Raw genomic sequence first — 18,656 nt, 5'->3', positions numbered from 1 at the left:
TGAGCCGGATCAACGTGATGAAGCCGTGGCTCGGGGCCGAGGAAGCCGAGGCCGTGGCAGAAGTGATCGCCTCCGGCTGGGTGGCCCAGGGACCCCGCGTGGCGCGTTTCGAGGAAGCCTTCGCCGCCGCGCAGCAGGCCAGCCATGCCGTCGCCCTCTCCAACTGCACGACTGCCCTGCATCTGGCCCTGAAGGTGGCCGGCATCGGACCGCGTGACGACGTCGTGGTGCCCTCCTTCTCCTTCATCGCCACCGCCAACGCGGTCACCTACGTTGGCGCCCGTCCGGTCTTCGCCGACGTCGAAGAGGACACCGGGAACGTGTCAGTCCGGACGCTCGCCGCCGCCATGACGTCCAACACCCGCGCCGTGATCGTGGTCGACCAGGGCGGCATGCCGGTCGATCTGGTTCCCATCCGCGACCTCTGTGACGGTCTGGGCATCACCGTCATCGAGGACGCCGCGTGCGGGGCGGGCTCCACCTACCGGGGCCGGCCGGTCGGGGCGGCCGCCGAGCTCGCCGCCTGGTCCTTCCATCCCCGCAAAATCCTCACCACCGGTGAGGGCGGGATGCTGACCACAAACAACGAGGCATGGGCGGCGCGGGCCCGGAGGCTCCGTGAGCACGCCATGAGCGTCTCCGCGAACGACCGGCACGCCACCGTCCTGGCACCGCCTGAGGAATACGGCGAAATCGGGTTCAACTACCGGATGACCGACCTGCAGGCCGCCGTCGGGCTTGTGCAGCTGGGCCGGCTGGATGAGGCCGTCTCCCGGCGCCGGGCCATCGCCGACGGCTACCGGAGGGCGCTCGCGGGGGTCGAGGGGCTGCGCTTCAGCCAGGACCCGCTCTATGGCACCAGCAATTTCCAGTCCTTCTGGTTCGAAGTCCGGCCGGACTTCCCGCTCGGGCGTGAGGAACTCCTGGAGCGGCTGGCGCAGGACGGCATCTCGGCCCGGCGCGGCATCATGGCCGCACACCGGCAACCCGCCTACGCCGGGCGTGACACCGGCGGGGCCGACCTCTCCGTGACGGAGCGGCTCACGGACCACACCGTGATTCTGCCGGTGTACCACCAGCTGACCCTGGACGAACAGTCCCGGGTCATCCAGTCGATCTTGAAGGCCGCAGGCAAATCTGATGACTGAGCTCCTGCTGATTGGCGCCAGCGGCCTGGCCCGTGAGGTGCTTGCCTGCGTCCGCGAAAACGGCCAGTTCGACGTCGTCGGAGTCCTTGACGACGACGAATCCAAGGTCGGATCCACCGTGGACGGCGCTCCGATCGTGGGCCCCGCAAGCCACGTCCTCCGCTACCCGGAAGCCCGTGTAGTCATCTGCATCGGTGCCGGAAAGGGGCGCGAGAAGGTGGTCGCCAGGCTCGCCGGGCTGGGCTTCCCGGGTTACCGTTTCGCGACGGTAATCGATCCGTCAGTGCGGGTGCCGTACTGCTGCGATATCGGTCCCGGGAGCATCCTGCTGGGCAATGTCACCCTGACCGCCGGTGTCACTGTCGGCAGCCATGTCGTGGTGATGCCCGGTGTGACGTTGACCCACGACGACGTCGTGGAGGACTTCGCCACGCTGGCCGCCGGCGTGTCGCTGGGCGGCGGTGTCCGGATCGGGCGCACGGCGTACCTGGGCATGAACTCCAGCGTGCGCGAAGGAATCAGGGTGGGCAGTGGTTCGAGGGTGGGCATGGGAGCCGCCGTTCTGGTTAACGTTCCCGACGGCGAAACCTGGGCCGGCGTCCCGGCACGGGTACTGGAACCCGCAGCGGCCTCCGCGGGCGGTGCGCGATGACCGGGCCCAGGACTGCCGGTACTTCGGTTCCCTTCGTTGATTTGGCCGCCCAGCAGGACGAGATCGCCGACGAAGTCGAGGTCGGGCTGAAGGAAGTCTTTGCGCAGACCTCCTTTATCGGCGGTCCCGCCGTGGCCGAATTTGAGCAGGCGTATGCCCGGTTCCTCGGCGCCGGACATTGCGTCGGGGTGGCCAACGGGACCGACGCGCTGGAACTGGCGCTGCGCGCGTCCGGGGTCACGGCCGGAGCGGAAGTCATCCTCCCCGCCAACACGTTTATCGCGACCGCCGAGGCGGTGAGCCGGATCGGCGCCATGCCGGTGCTGGTCGACGTCGATCCGGAGTACCTGCTGATCGATCCCGAAGCGGTGGCGGCCGCTGTGACGCCGCGGACCCGGGCCATCATCCCGGTCCACCTGTTCGGGCAAACGGCCTTTGTTGAGCACCTCGTCCCGATTGCGGCGTCCTGCGGCGCGGTGATTGTCGAGGACGCAGCCCAGTCCCAGGGTGCGACCCGCCATGGCCGGTGCGCCGGCACGCTCGGACAGGTGGCCGGCACCAGCTTCTATCCCGGCAAGAACCTCGGCGCCGCCGGCGATGCCGGAGCCGTGCTGACAGCTGACGACGACCTCGCGGCCAGGGTGCGGATGCTTGGCGCCCACGGCAGCGAGCGGAAATACCAGCACGACGCGGTGGGCATGAACTCACGCCTCGACACCATCCAGGCGGTAGTGCTCAACGCCAAGCTGCGCCGGCTGGCCGGATGGAACGCACGGCGCCGGAGCGCCGCGGCCCGCTACCAGGAATTGCTGGAGGACCTGCCAGGCGTCCAGCTCCCCGGCACTGCCCCGGGCAACACCGACGTCTGGCATCTCTACGTCATCAGGGTCGCGGATCGGGACCGTGTGCTTGCCGCCTTGAACCGGGCCGGGATCGGCGCCGGCATCCACTACCCCGTTCCGGTGCACCTCAGCCCCGCCTACCGGCATCTGGGCCTGGGTCCTGGATCCTTCCCGGTGGCGGAGCAGGCCGCCCGCGCGATCCTGTCGCTGCCGATCTTCCCGCACATCAGCGGGGCCCAGCAGCAGTCTGTCGCGGACCATCTGCGGGCAGCCGTCGGACAGCCGTGAAACACCAGAACCCGGGCCCGGTGCGAAGGGACGTCAGGCGATGAACGCGACGGCACGCCGCGGGATCCTGCTTATCGCCCTGGCGCTGTACCTGGTTGGCCTCGCGTTCATCGGCGCCTGGCCGACGCCGGTGGACCGCCCGCTGACGGGCCTGCTCAGAGATGTCATTGAGGCCGTGCGGAATTATCCGCTGACAGCAGGCATCACGTACATGCACGTCGAGGGCGCGGCCAACGTCCTGCTCTTTGTCCCTCTTGGGCTGATCGTCGCACTGCTCCTGCCGACCCGCCGGTGGTGGCTGGCGGCGGTCGCTGGTGCGCTGATCTCAGCCGCAATCGAAACCGTACAATACGTCGCGCTGAGCCAGCGCACGGCGAGTCTGGGGGACATCATGAACAACACCCTCGGAGCCGCGCTGGGTGCCGCGGCCATCCGGATAATCCGAACACACCCGGCGCGGGGCACCACGCCGCACCCCGGCACGGAACCCGTTTCCCCAAGGAGCGTCATGAAAACCATCGCCGATACAGCAGACGTGGCGGACACCGCCGTCATCGGGGACGGAACCAGGATCTGGCACCTCGCACAGATCCGCGAGGATGCCAGCGTGGGCAGCAACTGCAATATCGGACGTGGCGCATACGTTGGCCCCGCCGTCGTGCTGGGGAACAACTGCAAACTGCAAAACTACGCCCTCGTCTATGAACCGGCGCGCCTGGCCGACGGCGTCTTCGTCGGGCCCGCGGCCGTGCTCACCAATGACCTGCACCCCCGGGCCATCACCCCGGACGGAACACTCAAGGGCGCCGAGGACTGGGAGGCCGTGGGCGTGACTGTCGGCAAGGGCGCCTCCATCGGCGCCCGGGCCGTTTGCGTCGCCCCCGTGTCCATCGGGCAATGGGCCACAGTGGCCGCCGGGGCCGTGGTGACCAGGGACGTGCCGGACTACGCGGTGGTTGTTGGAGTCCCGGCCCGGCAGGCCGGCTGGGTGGGTGAGGCCGGACACCCGCTCAAGGAGGACGGCGGCACGTGGCTCTGCCCGGCCACCGGCCGGAGATACGTCGAAACCAACGGGCAATTGGCCCCTGCGGCACTGCTGGACTGAGGAGGCGGCGTGGAAAAGCTGGATAGAAGCAAAGTAATCCTGGGCGGTACACCAGTAGACCTGATGGAACCCGAACCGGCCCTGGAGAGGATACTCGCCAGGGTGACCAACGGTGCTGTCCTCCCGCCGTTGGGAGTCGCTTCGGTTAATCTGGACCATTTGCACCACTTCGGCACCGGCGGCCGATGGGCGGGCACTCTGCATGCCGATCCCGCCAGTACCGTCGACTGGCTTTACCTTCTTGACGGTGCGCCCCTGGTGGCCCAGTCCCAGCGGATCACCGGCCACCGGTGGCCCCGGCTGGCGGGCAGCGACCTGGCCTCCCCGCTGCTGGCGCGGGCGGAGCAACTCGGGCTGAAAGTGGGATTCCTCGGCGGCTCCGAAGCCAACCAGCGGCTGTTGGCCCGGAAGATCGCAGATGAGCATCCTGATCTGCAACTCGCCGGCATGTGGTCCCCGAGCCGGGAGGAGCTCGCGTCCGTCAGTGACTCCGAACGGATTGCCGGCGAGATTGCCGCTTCCGGCACCCAGATCCTCTACGTGGGACTCGGCAAGCCGCGCCAGGAACTCTGGATCGACCGGTACGCGGCGGCCACGGGGGCGGCTGTCCTGCTGGCCTTCGGCGCGGCCGTGGACTTCCTGGCAGGCCGGGTCCAGCGGGCACCCGACTGGTTTTGCGAGCACGGTCTGGAATGGGGGTACCGGCTGGCCCTGGAGCCCAAGCGGCTGGCCGGCCGCTACCTCGTGGACGGCCCACCGGCTTACCTGAAATTGCGGACCGCATCCTGCGCAGTCCCGCCCGCCCGGGTCGAACCCCGGCCGCAGGCGGCCGCAGCCCCACGCACGCCGGGCCGCTTCACCGGGCCCGAAGGGTCAGCGGACGCCGCCGTCGTCATTGTGACCTACAACAGCGCGGAATGCGTCGGAGCGCTCCTGGAGAGCCTGCGGGTGGAGACTGCCGATCAAACGCTGCGGGTGCTGGTGGCCGACAACGCCTCCAGCGACGGCACCCTGGATTTGGTGCGCCGCCGCCACCCGGACGTCCAGGCGTTCGGCACCGGCGGCAATCTGGGCTATTCCGGCGGCATCAACGCCGCCCTGCGCAGGGCAGGCGATGCCGCGACCGTGGTGGTGCTCAACCCTGACCTCACGGTGGAACCGGGCAGCTTCAAGACAATGCTGCATCGGCTGCTGTCGTCGCGGGCCGGGGCCGTGGTTCCCCGCCTCGTCAACGAGCGGGGCGAAACCAGCCACTCCCTCTACCGGGAGCCGACCATCGCCACCGCGGTGGGCGATGCGCTGCTGGGCCGGCGGGCGCCCGACCGGCCAGGCTGGCTTGCGGGCACGGACTTCTCCCCGGAAAGCTACGCCCACCCGCACACCGTGGAGTGGGCAACCGGCGCTGCGCTGATGGTCCGGCGTCCCCTGGCGGACGCGCTGGAATGGGATGAGTCCTACTTCCTCTACAGCGAAGAGACTGATTTTTTCCGGCGTCTGAGGACCATGGGGGAAACGGTCTGGTACGAACCTGCTGCGGTCATGCGCCACACGGGAGGGGCCTCCGGCGCGTCAGCACAATTAAACGCGCTGCTGGCCGTCAACCGGGTCCGCTACATCCGCAAATACCATTCCGCAGCCTATTCAGCGGTGTTTCACGGCGCCGTCGTGCTTTCCGAACTCCTGCGCTGCTGGAAGCCGGAACACCGGGGCGTGCTGCGGACGGTGCTGGACGAGGGACGCTGGTCAGCGCTGCCTGGCCCGGGCCGGGACACCGGGCAGAACCCGGACGCCGGAAGTTTCCCGCACGGTTCGGTGATCATTCCGGCACACAACGAAGCCGCCGTGATCGCGCGGACCCTTACTCCGCTGGCCCCGCTGGCTGCGGCAGGACACCTTGAGGTGATCGTGGCCTGCAATGGTTGCAGCGACGACACCGCCGCAATTGCGCGCGGGTTCGAGGGCGTGACAGTGCTGGAGTTGAAGCAGCCCTCCAAGACGGCCGCGCTCAACGCCGGTGACGCCGTCGCCTCCCACTGGCCCCGGCTGTATCTTGACGCCGACGTGCAGATCAGTCCGGACACGGTGCGCGATGTCCTCAACGCACTGCTGTCGGGCCGGGTCCTCGCCGCACGCCCGGCCGTGCGTTTTGACCTTCACGACGCGCACCCGCTGATCCACTCGTACTACCGCACCCGGCTGCAGCTCCCGGCGGCCCGCAGCGGGCTGTGGGGAGGGGGCGTCTACGGCCTGTCCCACGAGGGGCGGCAGCGGTTCCAGCAGTTCCCCGACCTGACCGCGGATGATCTGTTCGTGGACCGTCTCTTCGGGCCCGCGGAGAAAGCCGTCCTGGATGTGGACCCGGTGGTGATCTGCCCGCCCAGGACACCCAAGGACCAGCTGGCCGTGCTGCATCGCGTCTACCGCGGCAACGCCGAGCAGACCGGCCGGATCGGAACGGCGGGCCAGACGCTCTCGGAGGTCGTCCGCTCAATCCGTGGTCCGCTCTCGGCGGTCCACGCCTCGGTCTACCTGGGATTTGCCCTGGCAGGCCGCCGGGGGACCGCACATCCGGGGGGCTGGGAACGCGATGCCAGCAGCCGCGGGCCGGCTTCCGGCGGAAACCAGACTGAACGCCCGGGGTCCCGGCGCTGAACCCGGCGGAACCTGAACCGTCACCGGCCCGCGACCGGCCGGTGCGCGAGGATCTCGGCGAGCTCGGCCAGCCGGTGCGCCCGCGCTGATTCCGCCGGGGTGAAGGGTTCGCCGGGGCGGTAAAAGGTGAGGGGACCGTGCCACGCGGTCGGTATCCTCATCACGGTTCCGTCCGTCGCCGGCGGCGGGCCGGGGCGGGCGGCCGCCGCCGAAGCCGGAGTGCCCGGCTCCGTTCGGGTCTCGATCCGGGCGTGCAGAAGTTCCGCCACCGCGAGAGGCAACTCCTCGGGGTTGGCCGCGATCCTCGCCGCGAGGCTCAGCGCCCCGGTCTGCCCGTCCGCCATGGCCAGCGCGGTGGTGGGCCAGACATGCGGATCGCAGCCGCCGCCGTCGCGCAGGGCCTTCAACAGCTCCGCCTCGCGCAGTGCGCCGGGCGCGGACAGCACAAACTCGTCCAGCACACCGCCGTCGACCGGGTGGACATGGATGCTCAGGATGTTACTGTCCAGTCCGGCCAGCGACTGTGTGAGTTTCTGCAGCGAACCGGGGCGGTCCTGCAGTACCGTGCGGGCCCGCCACAGCGCCGGCGGGGGGGAGGGGGGGCTGCGGTGCCGCAGGGCGGGGGCGTGCAGCCAGCGCCGCAGCATCCGCGCGGCGGAAGGTTCCGCCACCCAGATCACCAGGACGGTGGCGGTCAGGGTGAGGACGAGGACCTTGGCCGCATAGGGCAGGTGGGTCCCGACGACTGCCGCGTGGACCACGAGCTCGATGGGCAGCATCACGGCGATGTTGGCGAGGGTCAGCCGGGCCTTGGTCGGTTCGGGCATCTGGCCGCAGACTTCGCAGCTTAGCTCGGAGGCTGCGGCGCGGGTTGCTTCGGTTTTCCTGCCAGGGGCTGAGGACGTCATCATCCCATGATGTCCGGCGGCTGTTACCGGCCCATTGCCGGCCGGTGACGATTTCGCGCGGCCCACACTGCAACGCGGGGTCACTTACCGCCCATCCCGGAGGGGATTACCGGCCGAGAGTGACCCCGCGTTGCTGGTTGGGGGTCGCGGCGGGGCCATGGTTGTGGTCCGGGCCGGCGAGCTGGGCCAACAGGTCACGGATCTCGGCCAGCAGGGCAGTGTCGGTGGGGAGCGGCTTCTCTTCCGGCTCTGCGGTGGCCAGGCGCTTCTTGACCAACTGGTTGATCCGGTTCATCGGGGCCACGAAGATGAAGTACACGACGGCGGCGGTGATCAGGAAGGTGACGAACGCGGTGATGACCGCCCCGAAGTTGAGGAAGGTCTTGTCGTTCCCCGGCCAGATGTGGAACCCCAGGCCGTCGGTTTCGACGCCGCCGGCCGCCGCAATGATGGGGTTCACGATGTTCGAGGTGAACGCGCCGACCAAGGCGGTGAAAGCGGTGCCGACCACGACGGCGATGGACAGTTCGATCACGTTGCCGCGCAGGATAAAGTCCTTGAATCCTTTGAGCATGGGGTCCTCCGGTGTGCCTTGAAATAAGTCTGGGTGCCGTGTCCCGGCAAGGGAATCAACCGCTAGACGCTATCACCTCCACAGCCCCGGGCAGTTTTCCACTGAATGGATTTGAATGACGGGCCCCGTGTCCGCCGGCGTAGAATTCTGCTGGATGCCAGCGCCGCCGTCGTTATCATCCGACCGCAAGAAAGGCACCGCCCGCACGTGAAGATGCTCGCCGAGCTGTTCACCTTGGCTCCTGCCAACAAGGACCACCAGGTCGCCATCCGCTGTGCCGTTGGTGTCTTTGTCCCGCTGATCATGCTGGTGCTGCTGGACCGCCTCGACCTGGCCATCTTCGCGTCCTTTGGTGCCTTCACCGGAATCTACGGCCGCAATCAACCCCACGCCACGCGCTTCCTCCTGCAACTGCGCGCCGGGTCGCTGATGCTGCTGGTCCTCCTGGCCGCGGCCCTGACGGCCCGCGCCGGGACGGCCCTCGCGCTTCCGGCCGCGCATACCATCTGGCTCCAGGTCTTCGCCACGACGCTGGTGGCAGGCGGCTGTTCGCTGATCGTGGCCTGGTGGCGGCTCCGCCCCGCAGGCTCCCTGTTCCACATCTTTGCCTTCGCCGCGATCGCCTCGATCCCTGCCCAGCCGCCGCTCTGGCAGGGCATGCTCGTGGCGGTCCTGACCGTCGGCTTCTCCCTGCTGGTGGGCATGTCCTCCCGGGTGCTCCGGAGCCGCCGGACGCCGTGGGTCGTCCCGGCCCGCATCCCGCCCGGCCAGGCTGAAAAGCGCGCGGCTCTGCTTGACGGCAGCAACCACCTTGTGGCGGCCGGCCTGGCCGGAACCCTGGCGACGCTGTTGGGTGAATGGCTGGGCTTCGGCCACAACTACTGGGCCATGGTGGCCGCCGTTGTGCCGCTCGTGGGGCACTCCACCCGGCACCGGATCAGCCGCGGGGTGCAAAGAATCCTCGGCACGGCGATCGGACTGGTGCTGCTGGCGGGGATCCTGCTGCTGCAGCCGGCCCCCTGGCAGACCGTGCTGGTGATCGCCGCCTGCCAGTTCGGCGCGGAGCTGTTCATCGCCCGCCAGTACGTCCTGGCCCAGATCTTCGTCACCCCGCTGGCGCTGATTTCGACGTTGCTGGTGGTGCCGTCCTCGCCGGGCGCGCTGCTGCGCGACCGGATTTTTGAGACCGTCATTGGAGCCGCCGTTGGCGTCGCCGTCGTGCTCGCCCCGACGGTCTGGCGGCGGCTGCGCGGCAGCCAGCCGGCACTGGCAAAAGGCCCGGCGCACCCCCGCTGACCGGCCGGAGGGGTCTAAGGACCCTGTCCCGCCGGATGCCCGCACGAAAGGCTACTCTGGGCACAGCCGTGTGCGCAGAGACTTGGGGGAGTGCTGGTGGAAGTTGTTGAGGTCTTAACTAAGGACGTGCTGCACGTCAGCGGACTCGTCAAACGATACGGCGAGCTGACCGCCGTCGACGATGTTTCATTCCATATCCGCGCCGGCGAAACGTTCGGGCTGCTGGGCCCCAACGGCGCCGGCAAGACCACCATCATCTCCATGGTCGCGGGCCTGATTCCGGCCAGCGAGGGAACCATCCGCGTGGCGGGCCGGGACATGACCCCGTCCGAGACGGAGGCCAAGCGGGTCATCGGCCTGGTCCCGCAGGAGCTGGCCATCTACCCGGACCTGACTGCCCGGGAAAACCTGAAGTTTTTCGGACGGCTGCAGGGACTCACCGGCAAGGGGCTCACCGAGCGCACCAACGAGGTGCTGGAGCTGATCGGACTGAGCGACCGTGCCGGTGACCTGACCAAGAAGTACTCCGGCGGCATGAAGCGCCGGCTGAACATCGGCATCGGCCTGCTCCACCGGCCCAACCTGCTGATCCTGGACGAACCGACCGTCGGAGTGGACCCGCAGTCCCGCAACTCCATCCTGGAGTCCGTGGAAAAGCTCTCCGTCGAAGGCATGGCGGTGCTCTACACCACCCATTACATGGAGGAAGCCGAGCGGCTCTGCGACCGGATCGCTGTCATTGACGAGGGCCGGATCCAGGCCGAGGGCACCCGGGACCAGCTGATCACGCTGACCGGTGGTGTGGACCGGATCAACCTCCGCGGCGGCGGCAACATGTCCCGGGCCGCGGAAGCCCTTCGCCTGCTGCCGGCGGTGCAGCGCGTCGACAAGGACGGGACCGGGCTGATGCTTACGGTCAACGACGGACCCACTGCGCTCGCACGGATCGTGACCGGCGCCGGTGACGCCGGGATGTCGGTGACCTCCGTCGAGATCGTCCGGCCGGACCTTGAGTCCGTCTTCCTGCACCTGACCGGCAAAGCGCTGAGGGACTGAAATGCGGGGATTATGGACCATGGTCGGGAACGACCTGCGCCAGCGCATCCGGGACAAGTCCGTCTTCATCTTCTCCCTCGTCGTCCCGCTCGCGCTCATGGGAGTGTTGAGCCTGGTGTTCGGCGGCGTCGGCGAGGACACCGTTGAACTGCGGCCCGCCACCGTCGTCGCCAGCGCGGACGACGCCGACCAGTTGGCGGCGGCGCTGCTCGGCACCGTCGATTCACTGGAGATTCTGGACGTCACCGTCAGGCGGGTTCCATCCGCCGACGTCCGGAACGAGACCCGGGCCAGCGGGGCCGAGCTCGGCATCATCATCCCCGCGGGCTTCAGCGACGCCGTGCTGTCCGGACGGGCCGTCTCCGTCCAACTCGTCGAGGGCAACGGCGCCAGCCTGGAAACCAACGTGCTGATCACCGTGGTCCGGGGGATCGTGGACCAGTTCGCCGCCGGAACGGTGACCGCTGCCGCCGGCAGCATGTCCGGGCTTCCGCCCCAGGACCTCGCGGCACTGGCCCGGCAGGCCTCGGCCGGGCCGCCCCTGCTCACGCTGGCCGAAGGGCAGGCTGCGGCCGAGCAGCTCTCGCTCCGCGGCACACTCGTGGCGGGCCAGGCCGGGCTGTTCCTGATGTTCACCGTCGGGTTCGGGGTGCTGGGGCTGCTCGCGGAGAGGGAACAGGGCACCCTGGCCAGGCTGCGGTCGATGCCGGTCAGCGGCGGCACGGTGATAACGGCCAAAGCCTGCACCGGCTTCATTCTGGGGGTGGTCGCTACCACCGTCCTGCTCACCGCAGGCTCACGGCTGTTCGATGTGTCCTTCGGCTCGCCACCCGTGGTGGCCGTGCTGATCCTGGCCGTGGTGACAGCCGCCACCAGCCTGACATTCGTGGTCGCGCGGCTGGTCCGGACAGCGGAACAGGCCAACGTGGCGCAGTCCATCCTGGCGATGGTGCTGGGGATCGCGGGCGGCGCCTTCTTCCCGGTCCAGGGCACCGGCGTCGCCGCCACGCTGCTGGACCTCAACCCGATCGGGGCGTTCATCCGGGGACTCGGGATCTCCGCCGGCGGCGGAGGCCTCGGCGACGTCATGGCGCCGGTTGCAGTGATGCTGGCTTTCGCCGCGGCCGGGCTGCTCCTCTCACGCCTGCTCCCGAACCGGGGGGCCCAGGTATGAGCGCCATCATCGCGATCGCCGCCGTTGAACTGCGGCGCTTCCTGCGTGACAGGTCGAACATCTTCTTCGTCTTCATCTTCCCGTTCCTGCTGATCCTGCTGCTCGGTTCCCAGTTCGGTGCCGGCAGCAGCCAGGCGCGGGTGGCCATCGCCGGTCCCAGCAGCGCACTTTCCGAGGCCCTGAGCGCGGAACTCACATCAGCCGGCGCCCACGTCGTTGCCAGCAGCGCTGACGCCACGCGGGCGGACCTCAGCCGCGGACGCACCGACGTCGGGCTGTTCCTGGACGAGGCCGCCGCGAAGGCCTTCGACGCCGGCCAGCCGGCGGAGCTCGACGTCGTGATGGCCTCGCAGTCCTCCGCCCAGGCCGTGATCCAGCAGGTCCGCACCGCGGTGCAGGCCGTGGGCCTGGAGCGGACCCCGCTTGCTGCCCTGACCGGCGCCGGAATTCCCGAGGGGCAGGCACGCCAGGCCCTTGACCAGGCCGCCGCGCAGGTGGCGGTGCCGGCCGTGGAGATCGTGGACATCGACGCGGCCGTCCAGGAGTTCCGGGGACTGGGCCAGTTCGACCTCGGCGCTTCCCAGCAGGTCCTGCTCTTTGTGTTCCTCAGCTCGCTCGCCGGCGCGGCCACGCTGATCCAGTCACGTCGCTTCGGTGTGGTCGGACGGGTCATGTCCACACCGGTTTCCAGCGGCCAGATCGTTGCCGGCCAGGCGCTCGGACGGTTCGCCATCGCCTTCGTCCAGGGCGGCGTCATAATGCTCGGTACTGCGCTGCTGTTCGGCGTCGACTGGGGCAACCCGTGGCTTTCCGGCCTGGTGCTGGTGATCTTCTGCGCCGTCGCAGCGGCCGCCGCGATGATTGTCGGTTCGGTGGTGGACAACGACACTGCCGCCTCCGGCGTGGGGGTGGGCGGCGGGCTCGTGCTGGCTGGCCTGGGCGGCTGTATGGTGCCGCCGGAAATCTTCCCGGACGCGCTGGGCGTAATCTCCTTCGCAACTCCGCACCGGTGGGCCTACGAGGCGTTCGCCACCATCCAGCGGCAGGAGGGCACCCTTGGTGACATCCTGCCCCAGCTTGGTGTGCTCGCCGGCATGGCTGCGGTGTTGCTCCTGGTCGGTGCCGGGCTTCTGCGGCGAAGCCTGGGCCGGGCCCTCTGACGAAGCCGGACCGGCGCCGCGCAGCCCGTACCGGCGCCGGACCGGCAGCGTAAAGTGGACGCAGGATCCATTCAACGGAAGTGACTGTTATGGCCAACTCAGGCACCGGGGACTCGGTGGTGGACCGCGTGGTGCGGGTGATCACGGCGTTCCCCGCGGGTGTCACCGCGCTGCCGCTCTCCGAGCTCGCGGCCCGGGCCGGACTGCCGCTGAGCACCGCCCACCGGCTGGTCCGGCAGCTGGCCGGACACGGGCTCCTCGAGCTCGGCGGCGGCGGGTCCGTCCGGCTGGGGCTGCGCCTCTGGGAGCTGGTCAACCGGAATTCCCCCACCCTAGCCCTGCGCCAGGCGGCGATGCCGTTTATGGAGGACATCCAGCAGGTGCTGAACCAGAATGTGAACCTGGCCGTACTTGAGGGCTGGGAGGCGCTTTTCGTCGAGCGGCTGTCCCGCCGCGGTTCCGTGGCGAACCGGGCCCAGATCGCGGGCCGGATGCCGGTGCACGTCTCCTCTGCCGGGCTGGCGCTGATGGCCAACCAGGCACCCGCGGTCCAGGCCGAGTACCTCCTCCAGTTCAAGGACCCCGACGGCAAGGTGCAGCCCGACGCCCTCCGAACCCTGCTGCAGGAGACCGCCGGCCATGGGTTTGCGCAGCTGGCCGGCGTCGTGGACCCCGACACGTGGGGGATTGCCGTTCCGGTGCGGGACGCGAGGAGCCGCACCGTGGCGGCGCTCGGCGTCGTCGTTCCGCTGCGGGAAGTGCGGCTTCAGGCGCTGGTGCCGGCCCTGCAGACAGCCGCCCGCGGCATCGGGCGGCAGCTCCAGGACCCCCGAGCCGCCCCGCAATTCCATTCAGCGGAATCCCTGTAACGCCTGTCACGAATCCCGGCGCACACTGTAGCCAGAGAAACCATCCGGCCCCGGACACCAGCAGTCCGGGCCCCGCAACGAAGCGAGGACAGCATGGCACAGCGCCACGTCATCACCACCCAGGTCGCGATCATGGGCGCCGGCCCGGCAGGGCTGATGCTCTCCCACCTGCTGGCCAAGCAGGGCATCGAATCCACCGTGATCGAGATCCGCAGCCACCAGGAGATCTCGGAAACCGTCCGCGCGGGCATCCTCGAGCACGGGTCCGTGAACCTGCTCGTGGACAGCGGCGTCTCGGACCGCGTCCTGCGCGACGGCGACCGGCACGACGGAATCGAACTGCGCTTCAACGGCGAGAGCCACCGGATCGACTTCCAGGACCTCGTCGGCGAGTCGGTCTGGCTCTACCCCCAGACCGACGTCTTCCTCGACCTCGCAGCACGCCGCCAGGCCGACGGCGGCGACGTCCGCTACAACGTCACCGACACCACCATCCATGACCTTGAGGGCAAACCGAAGGTCTGGTTTACCGATGCCGAGGGCGTGGAATGGGAGCTGCAGGCGGACTTCATCGCCGGCGCCGACGGCTCCCGCAGCCACAGCCGCTTCCAGATCCCCGAGGCCCAGCGCAAGTGGTATTTCCACGAATACCCGTTCGCCTGGTTCGGGATCCTGGCCGAGGCGCCGCGCAGCTCCGAGGAACTGATTTACGCCAACTCCGAGAATGGTTTCGCCCTGATCAGCCAGCGGACCGAAACTGTGCAGCGGATGTACTTCCAGTGCGACCCGGACGAAGACGTCAACAACTGGAGCGAAGACCGGATCTGGGACGCCTTCCGCAGCCGGGTCAACGGCAACGGCTTTGAACTCAAAGAGGGCCCGGTCATCGACAAGACGGTCCTGAAGTTCCGCAGCTTCGTGCACGCCCCGATGCGGCACGGCAAGCTGTTCCTCGCCGGCGACGCCGCCCACACCGTCCCGCCGACCGGGGCCAAGGGCCTGAACCTGGCGCTGCACGACGTCAAGGTGCTGTTCGAAGGTTTCGACAGCTTCTACAAGACCGGGAACACCGTGCTCCTGGATGCCTACAGCGACCGCGCCCTGGACCGGGTCTGGAAGGCCCAGCAGTTCTCCTACTGGATGACCTCCATGCTGCACACCCCGGCCAACGGCGATGACTTCGCCCGGGCCCGCCAGCTCGGCGAGCTCAATTCCGTGGTGTCCTCCCGTCACGGCCGGGCCTACCTGGCCGAGGCCTATACCGGCTGGCCGGGATCACACTAGGCCGCACCCGCACCCGCGCTCGCCCCCGCGCCCCGCCCACGCGCTCGCCCCCGCGCCCCCGCGCTCGGGCCGTCGTGCCTTATTCCATCGACAGGCGTCACGGCCAGGACTAGCCTTTAAACGTTCCAGCACGACCTGACAAGGACGACGGAGAGGTGTCCGATCATGGGAACCGTAGAGAATGCTGACCTGGTCCGGCGGGGGTTTGAGGCCTTCAACGCCGGGGATATGTCGAGCCTCAGCGAGATGTTCGCGGAGGACGCCGTCTGGCACGTTGCCGGGAGCGGCGTGCTGTCCGGTACGAAGCAGGGTCGCGACGCCGTCCTGGCCTACTTTGGCGAACTGGGAGCGCGCACCCAGGGCAACTTCCAAGCCAAGGTCAAGGACATCGTCGGCGGGGAAAGCCACACGGTCGCGATCCAGCAAACCCGGGCGACAAACAATGGCAAAACGTTGGACGTGGCCACCGTCATCACCTTTGTGGTCCGGGACGGAAAGATCACCGAAGGCCGGGAGTACTCCGAAGACACCGCCACGTGGGACGATTTCTGGGTCTAACCGGCAGCCCGGAAAATGCAGCCACGGACCAGGCCAGGCATTTGGTGACGTGACCGTCCTTCAACGGTCCGCAGGATCGGGTCAGGGCAAAAGCGCGGGATCCTTGCGCGCTGCCTCCGCCAGGACCGCCGTCGGGCTATGTTTCTCGTCGGTCCCGGCCTTTGCAGTCCTTGCCTGCTTCCGGCCCGTCCTGCCGTAGACCAGATACATCGTCACTCCGGTGATGACCATCAGCAACACTGTGTAGACGAAGGTGTTGGACACCCCGTCGACGCCCTCGGCCCCGTCGGTATTGGCCTTGATGACCAGGCCAAGCGGCTGGAACAGCGGGTGCGCCAGGAAGATCGCCGTGTCATAGTCGTCCAGCATGCTGTTAAAGTTCAGCGCCGTGATTGCCGCCGCGGCCGGCAGCACGATCGGCAGCAGGATCCGGCGGAAGATGTACAGCGTCTTGGCACCCATGATGTTGGCGGCCTCCTCGAGCGAGGAGTTGACCGACGCGAACGAAGCCTTCAGCATCCGCAGGGTGAACGGGATCTTCACGGTCACGAAGGCGATCAGCAGGATGACCGTGGTTCCGGTCAGGACCGCGCCGCCCACCAGCGGGTTGGGGTGGTCGTAGCTCAGGATCAGGCCCAGGGCCAGCAGTGCCGACGGCAGGATCCAGGGGATGTGGAGCAGGTATTCGAACGCCGTGGTGAGCCAATTGCGGTATTTCTGCAGCATCCGGGCCACAAAGAGCAACCCTCCGACGGCGATCAGCGAAGCCAGGGCGCTGTAAACGATGCTGATCACGAAGGGCCGGAGGCCCGACGGCTGGGTGAGCACCCGGACGTAGTTGTCCAGGGTCAGGCTGCCGGGCGACAGCTGTCCGGTCTGGATGGCGGCGCCGTCGGCAAACGAGTACACCACGATCAGCACGACCGGCAGGGTATAGACGGCGAACAGCAGATACGCGATGACATGGACGGCGGCGTTGGCGGCGGGGTTGCGGATCTGCTGTTTCTGCAGCCCGGAGGAGACCTTGGAGACCGAGAAGTAGGTGCCGCCCTTTTCCAGCCGTGTCATGACGGCCAGCATCAGGATGGTGGCCACGCCGAGGATGACGGCGAGCAGCGCGGCGAGGTCCCGCGACGTCGGGCTGTTGGAAAAGGTGAGAATCATCGGGGTGATGGTCTGGAAGTCCCGTCCGCCCAGCACCTGCGGGGCGCTGAGGGCACCGAGGCCGGTCAGGAACGAGAGTACGGTCACGGCAAAGAGTGTGGGCTTGAGCATCGGCAGGACAATCCGCCGCAGGATCGTCCAGGTGGACGCGCCCATGTTCCGGGCCGCCTCGATGGTCTGGTAATCCACCCCTTTGAGGGCGTTGGCGACGAAGAGCATGTGGTTCGTGGTGGTGGCAAAAGTCATCACGGCAAGAACGGCGAAGAACCCGGAGAACCACCCGGGGTCCATGCCGGGAAACAGCGACAGCAGGAAACCGGTGACAATGCCCTTGTCCCCGTAGATGAACTTGTAGCCGGCCGCCAGCACAATTCCGCCGTAGATAAAGGTCGAGGCGTAACCGAGGAACAGGATCCGTGAGCCGCGAATCCGAAAGTACTGGGTGACCAGCACAATGAAGATTCCCACCGCATTGACGGTGATGGACAGGGCGACCGCCAGCAGGAAGCTGTTGCCGAGTGACTTCATCGCCCGCTGGGAGGAGAAGAGCTTCTCGGCGGCGCGTCCCGAGAAGCTTCCGTTCGGCAAGAAGGTCTGGATCAGCACGTTCGCATTCGGCCAGACGAGGAAGGCCGCGATGAACCAGGTCAGCACGACGCCGGCGATCAGGACGGCGGGGGAGCGCAGCATGCTCCGGGTGCTGGCACCGTTCCGGGCGCCGCCGCTGCTCACGGCCGGGCCGCTTCCGGCAGCCGGGCGCCCAGTGACTGGCCTGTTTCCGGGTGGTACTGCAGGACGTGCCGCGGCTGGATGTACACCGTTGCCTGGCTGCCGGTGTCGGGATGCACCCCGCCGTCCTCCTTGACCAGGAGCCGGACCTCGGACCCGTGGCAGCTCACGACGTACCGGCTGTGCAGCCCGTGGTAACTCTTCGAGACAACTGTCCCCTGCATCGGAACGGCGGAGCCGTCCCCGCCGGCAGGTTCCAGCGAGGCCTTTTCCACCCGCAGGTAGGAATTGGCCGTGGGGTCGAGGGCATAGCTCGACTTCCGGTTCAGTTCGGCAACGAAGTCGCCGGTGAGGCGCGAGCTGTCGCCGATGAAATTGCAGACGAATTCGGTGGCGGAGTCCTCGTAGATATCCTGGGGTGTGCCCACCTGCTCCACCACACCCTTATTGAAGACGGCCACCCGGTCGCTCATCGCCAGGGCCTCGTCCTGGTCGTGGGTGACGTAGACGGTGGTGATGCCGAATTCGCTCTGCAGGTCCTTGAGCTGCTGCCGCAGCTGGTGCCGGAGCTTGGCGTCAAGGTTGGAGAGCGGCTCGTCCAGGAGCAGGATCTTGGGCTGCAGAACGAGGGCACGGGCGACGGCGACGCGCTGCTGCTGCCCGCCGGAGAGCTCTGTGACATTCTTCCGGAGCTGGTCGTCGGACAGCTCCACACGCCGGGCGATTTCGCGCACGAGCCGGTCGCTCTCGGCCGACTTTTCCTTGCGGACCCTGAGACCGAAAGCGATGTTTTCCCACACGCTCATGCTGGGGAACAGGGCATAGTTCTGGAACACCATGCCGACCTGGCGTTTGTCGCTCGGGAGCCGGGTGACCGGCTTGCCGTCGACGTACACTTCACCGGCTGATGGTTCAATGAACCCGGCCAGGGTGCGCAGCGCCGTCGTCTTGCCGCAACCGGACGGTCCCAGGAGCGTAAAGAACTCACCCTGTTTCACCTGGAGATTCAGCTCTGGGATGGCGGTGAAGTCACCGAAGGTGACCTCGATGTTCTCGAAACGGATCATGGGAACCTGTTCTTTTCCGGCGGCTCTGGGCGCTTTGGTGCGACGTACAGCAGTGGGCCCCGGGGGGGGGGGGGCCGGGGGGGGAGAAGGGGGGGGGAACACCCCGAGTCGGGGGTTTCGTTTGGTTCTT

Annotated in this window: 16 protein-coding genes and 1 pseudogene; 13 read left to right on the top strand and 4 right to left on the bottom strand. The window is 68.0% G+C overall.

The window, feature by feature from the left end; translation table 11 throughout:
• Nucleotides 1–17 precede the first annotated feature (17 nt).
• From AC50YM_RS16870 to AC50YM_RS16845, 6 genes and pseudogenes are all read left to right on the top strand, one after another.
• Nucleotides 18–1,148 (top strand): DegT/DnrJ/EryC1/StrS family aminotransferase, encoded by a 1,131-nt coding sequence (locus tag AC50YM_RS16870; RefSeq protein ID WP_494958135.1) that lies wholly within the window; start codon nt 18–20, stop codon nt 1,146–1,148.
• Entirely contained in the window at nt 1,141–1,800 is a 660-nt protein-coding gene (locus AC50YM_RS16865) for an acetyltransferase (RefSeq protein ID WP_494958098.1), read from the top strand. The genes AC50YM_RS16870 and AC50YM_RS16865 overlap by 8 nt, the downstream gene beginning before the upstream one ends.
• Nucleotides 1,797–2,930, top strand: a complete 1,134-nt coding sequence (locus tag AC50YM_RS16860; protein ID WP_494958097.1) for a DegT/DnrJ/EryC1/StrS family aminotransferase — start codon at nt 1,797–1,799, stop codon at nt 2,928–2,930. Before AC50YM_RS16865 ends, AC50YM_RS16860 begins: the two co-directional genes overlap by 4 nt.
• 40 nt (nt 2,931–2,970) lie before the next feature.
• Nucleotides 2,971–3,360: pseudogene (locus tag AC50YM_RS16855) on the top strand (VanZ family protein); the annotation flags it as partial.
• Nucleotides 3,361–3,438: 78 nt separating this feature from the next.
• Nucleotides 3,439–4,035 (top strand): acyltransferase, encoded by a 597-nt coding sequence (locus AC50YM_RS16850; protein WP_494958134.1) that lies wholly within the window; start codon nt 3,439–3,441, stop codon nt 4,033–4,035.
• Nucleotides 4,036–4,044: 9 nt separating this feature from the next.
• Entirely contained in the window at nt 4,045–6,687 is a 2,643-nt protein-coding gene (locus tag AC50YM_RS16845; RefSeq protein ID WP_494958096.1) for a WecB/TagA/CpsF family glycosyltransferase, read from the top strand.
• A gap of 20 nt (nt 6,688–6,707) precedes the next feature.
• Here the strand turns inward: AC50YM_RS16845 and AC50YM_RS16840 are convergent, their stop codons facing one another.
• Nucleotides 6,708–7,595, bottom strand: a complete 888-nt coding sequence (locus tag AC50YM_RS16840) for an ACT domain-containing protein (RefSeq protein ID WP_494958095.1) — start codon at nt 7,593–7,595, stop codon at nt 6,708–6,710.
• A 106-nt stretch (nt 7,596–7,701) separates the two neighbouring features.
• Nucleotides 7,702–8,169: a large conductance mechanosensitive channel protein MscL gene (gene mscL / locus AC50YM_RS16835; protein ID WP_494958094.1), complete on the bottom strand. Its 468-nt coding sequence runs from the start codon at nt 8,167–8,169 to the stop codon at nt 7,702–7,704.
• 207 nt (nt 8,170–8,376) lie between these two features.
• Here mscL and AC50YM_RS16830 point away from each other — a divergent pair, with 207 nt between their 5' ends.
• The 7 genes from AC50YM_RS16830 (at nt 8,377) to AC50YM_RS16800 (ending at nt 15,566) form a co-directional block, all read left to right on the top strand.
• Entirely contained in the window at nt 8,377–9,465 is a 1,089-nt protein-coding gene (locus AC50YM_RS16830; protein ID WP_494958093.1) for an FUSC family protein, read from the top strand.
• Nucleotides 9,466–9,561: 96 nt separating this feature from the next.
• Nucleotides 9,562–10,521, top strand: coding sequence for an ABC transporter ATP-binding protein (locus AC50YM_RS16825; RefSeq protein WP_494958092.1), 960 nt, complete (start codon nt 9,562–9,564; stop codon nt 10,519–10,521).
• Between the two features lie 19 nt (nt 10,522–10,540).
• Nucleotides 10,541–11,695 carry an ABC transporter permease gene (locus AC50YM_RS16820; RefSeq protein WP_494958091.1) on the top strand — a complete coding sequence of 385 codons (1,155 nt, stop codon included), beginning with the start codon at nt 10,541–10,543 and terminating at the stop codon, nt 11,693–11,695.
• On the top strand, nt 11,692–12,855 hold the full coding sequence (locus AC50YM_RS16815; protein ID WP_494958090.1) for an ABC transporter permease: 1,164 nt from the start codon (nt 11,692–11,694) through the stop codon (nt 12,853–12,855). The genes AC50YM_RS16820 and AC50YM_RS16815 overlap by 4 nt, the downstream gene beginning before the upstream one ends.
• Nucleotides 12,856–12,944: 89 nt before the next feature.
• Nucleotides 12,945–13,724, top strand: a complete 780-nt coding sequence (locus AC50YM_RS16810; RefSeq protein ID WP_494958089.1) for an IclR family transcriptional regulator — start codon at nt 12,945–12,947, stop codon at nt 13,722–13,724.
• Between the two features lie 93 nt (nt 13,725–13,817).
• Nucleotides 13,818–15,008, top strand: a complete 1,191-nt coding sequence (locus AC50YM_RS16805; protein ID WP_494958088.1) for a 4-hydroxybenzoate 3-monooxygenase — start codon at nt 13,818–13,820, stop codon at nt 15,006–15,008.
• A 165-nt stretch (nt 15,009–15,173) separates the two neighbouring features.
• Complete coding sequence (locus AC50YM_RS16800; RefSeq protein ID WP_494958087.1) at nt 15,174–15,566, top strand: nuclear transport factor 2 family protein; 393 nt, start codon at nt 15,174–15,176, stop codon at nt 15,564–15,566.
• 81 nt (nt 15,567–15,647) lie between these two features.
• Here the strand turns inward: AC50YM_RS16800 and AC50YM_RS16795 are convergent, their stop codons facing one another.
• Together AC50YM_RS16795 and AC50YM_RS16790 are read right to left on the bottom strand one after the other, a co-directional pair.
• Nucleotides 15,648–17,420 carry an ABC transporter permease gene (locus tag AC50YM_RS16795; RefSeq protein WP_494958133.1) on the bottom strand — a complete coding sequence of 591 codons (1,773 nt, stop codon included), beginning with the start codon at nt 17,418–17,420 and terminating at the stop codon, nt 15,648–15,650.
• Between the two features lie 38 nt (nt 17,421–17,458).
• Entirely contained in the window at nt 17,459–18,526 is a 1,068-nt protein-coding gene (locus AC50YM_RS16790; protein ID WP_494958086.1) for an ABC transporter ATP-binding protein, read from the bottom strand.
• Between the last annotated feature and the right edge of the window lie 130 nt (nt 18,527–18,656).

It is taken from the genome of Pseudarthrobacter sp. RHLT1-30-1 (assembly GCF_059383415.1).
The sequence above is the reverse complement of the archived record's forward strand: the minus strand, read 5'-3'. Positions and strand labels throughout refer to the sequence as shown.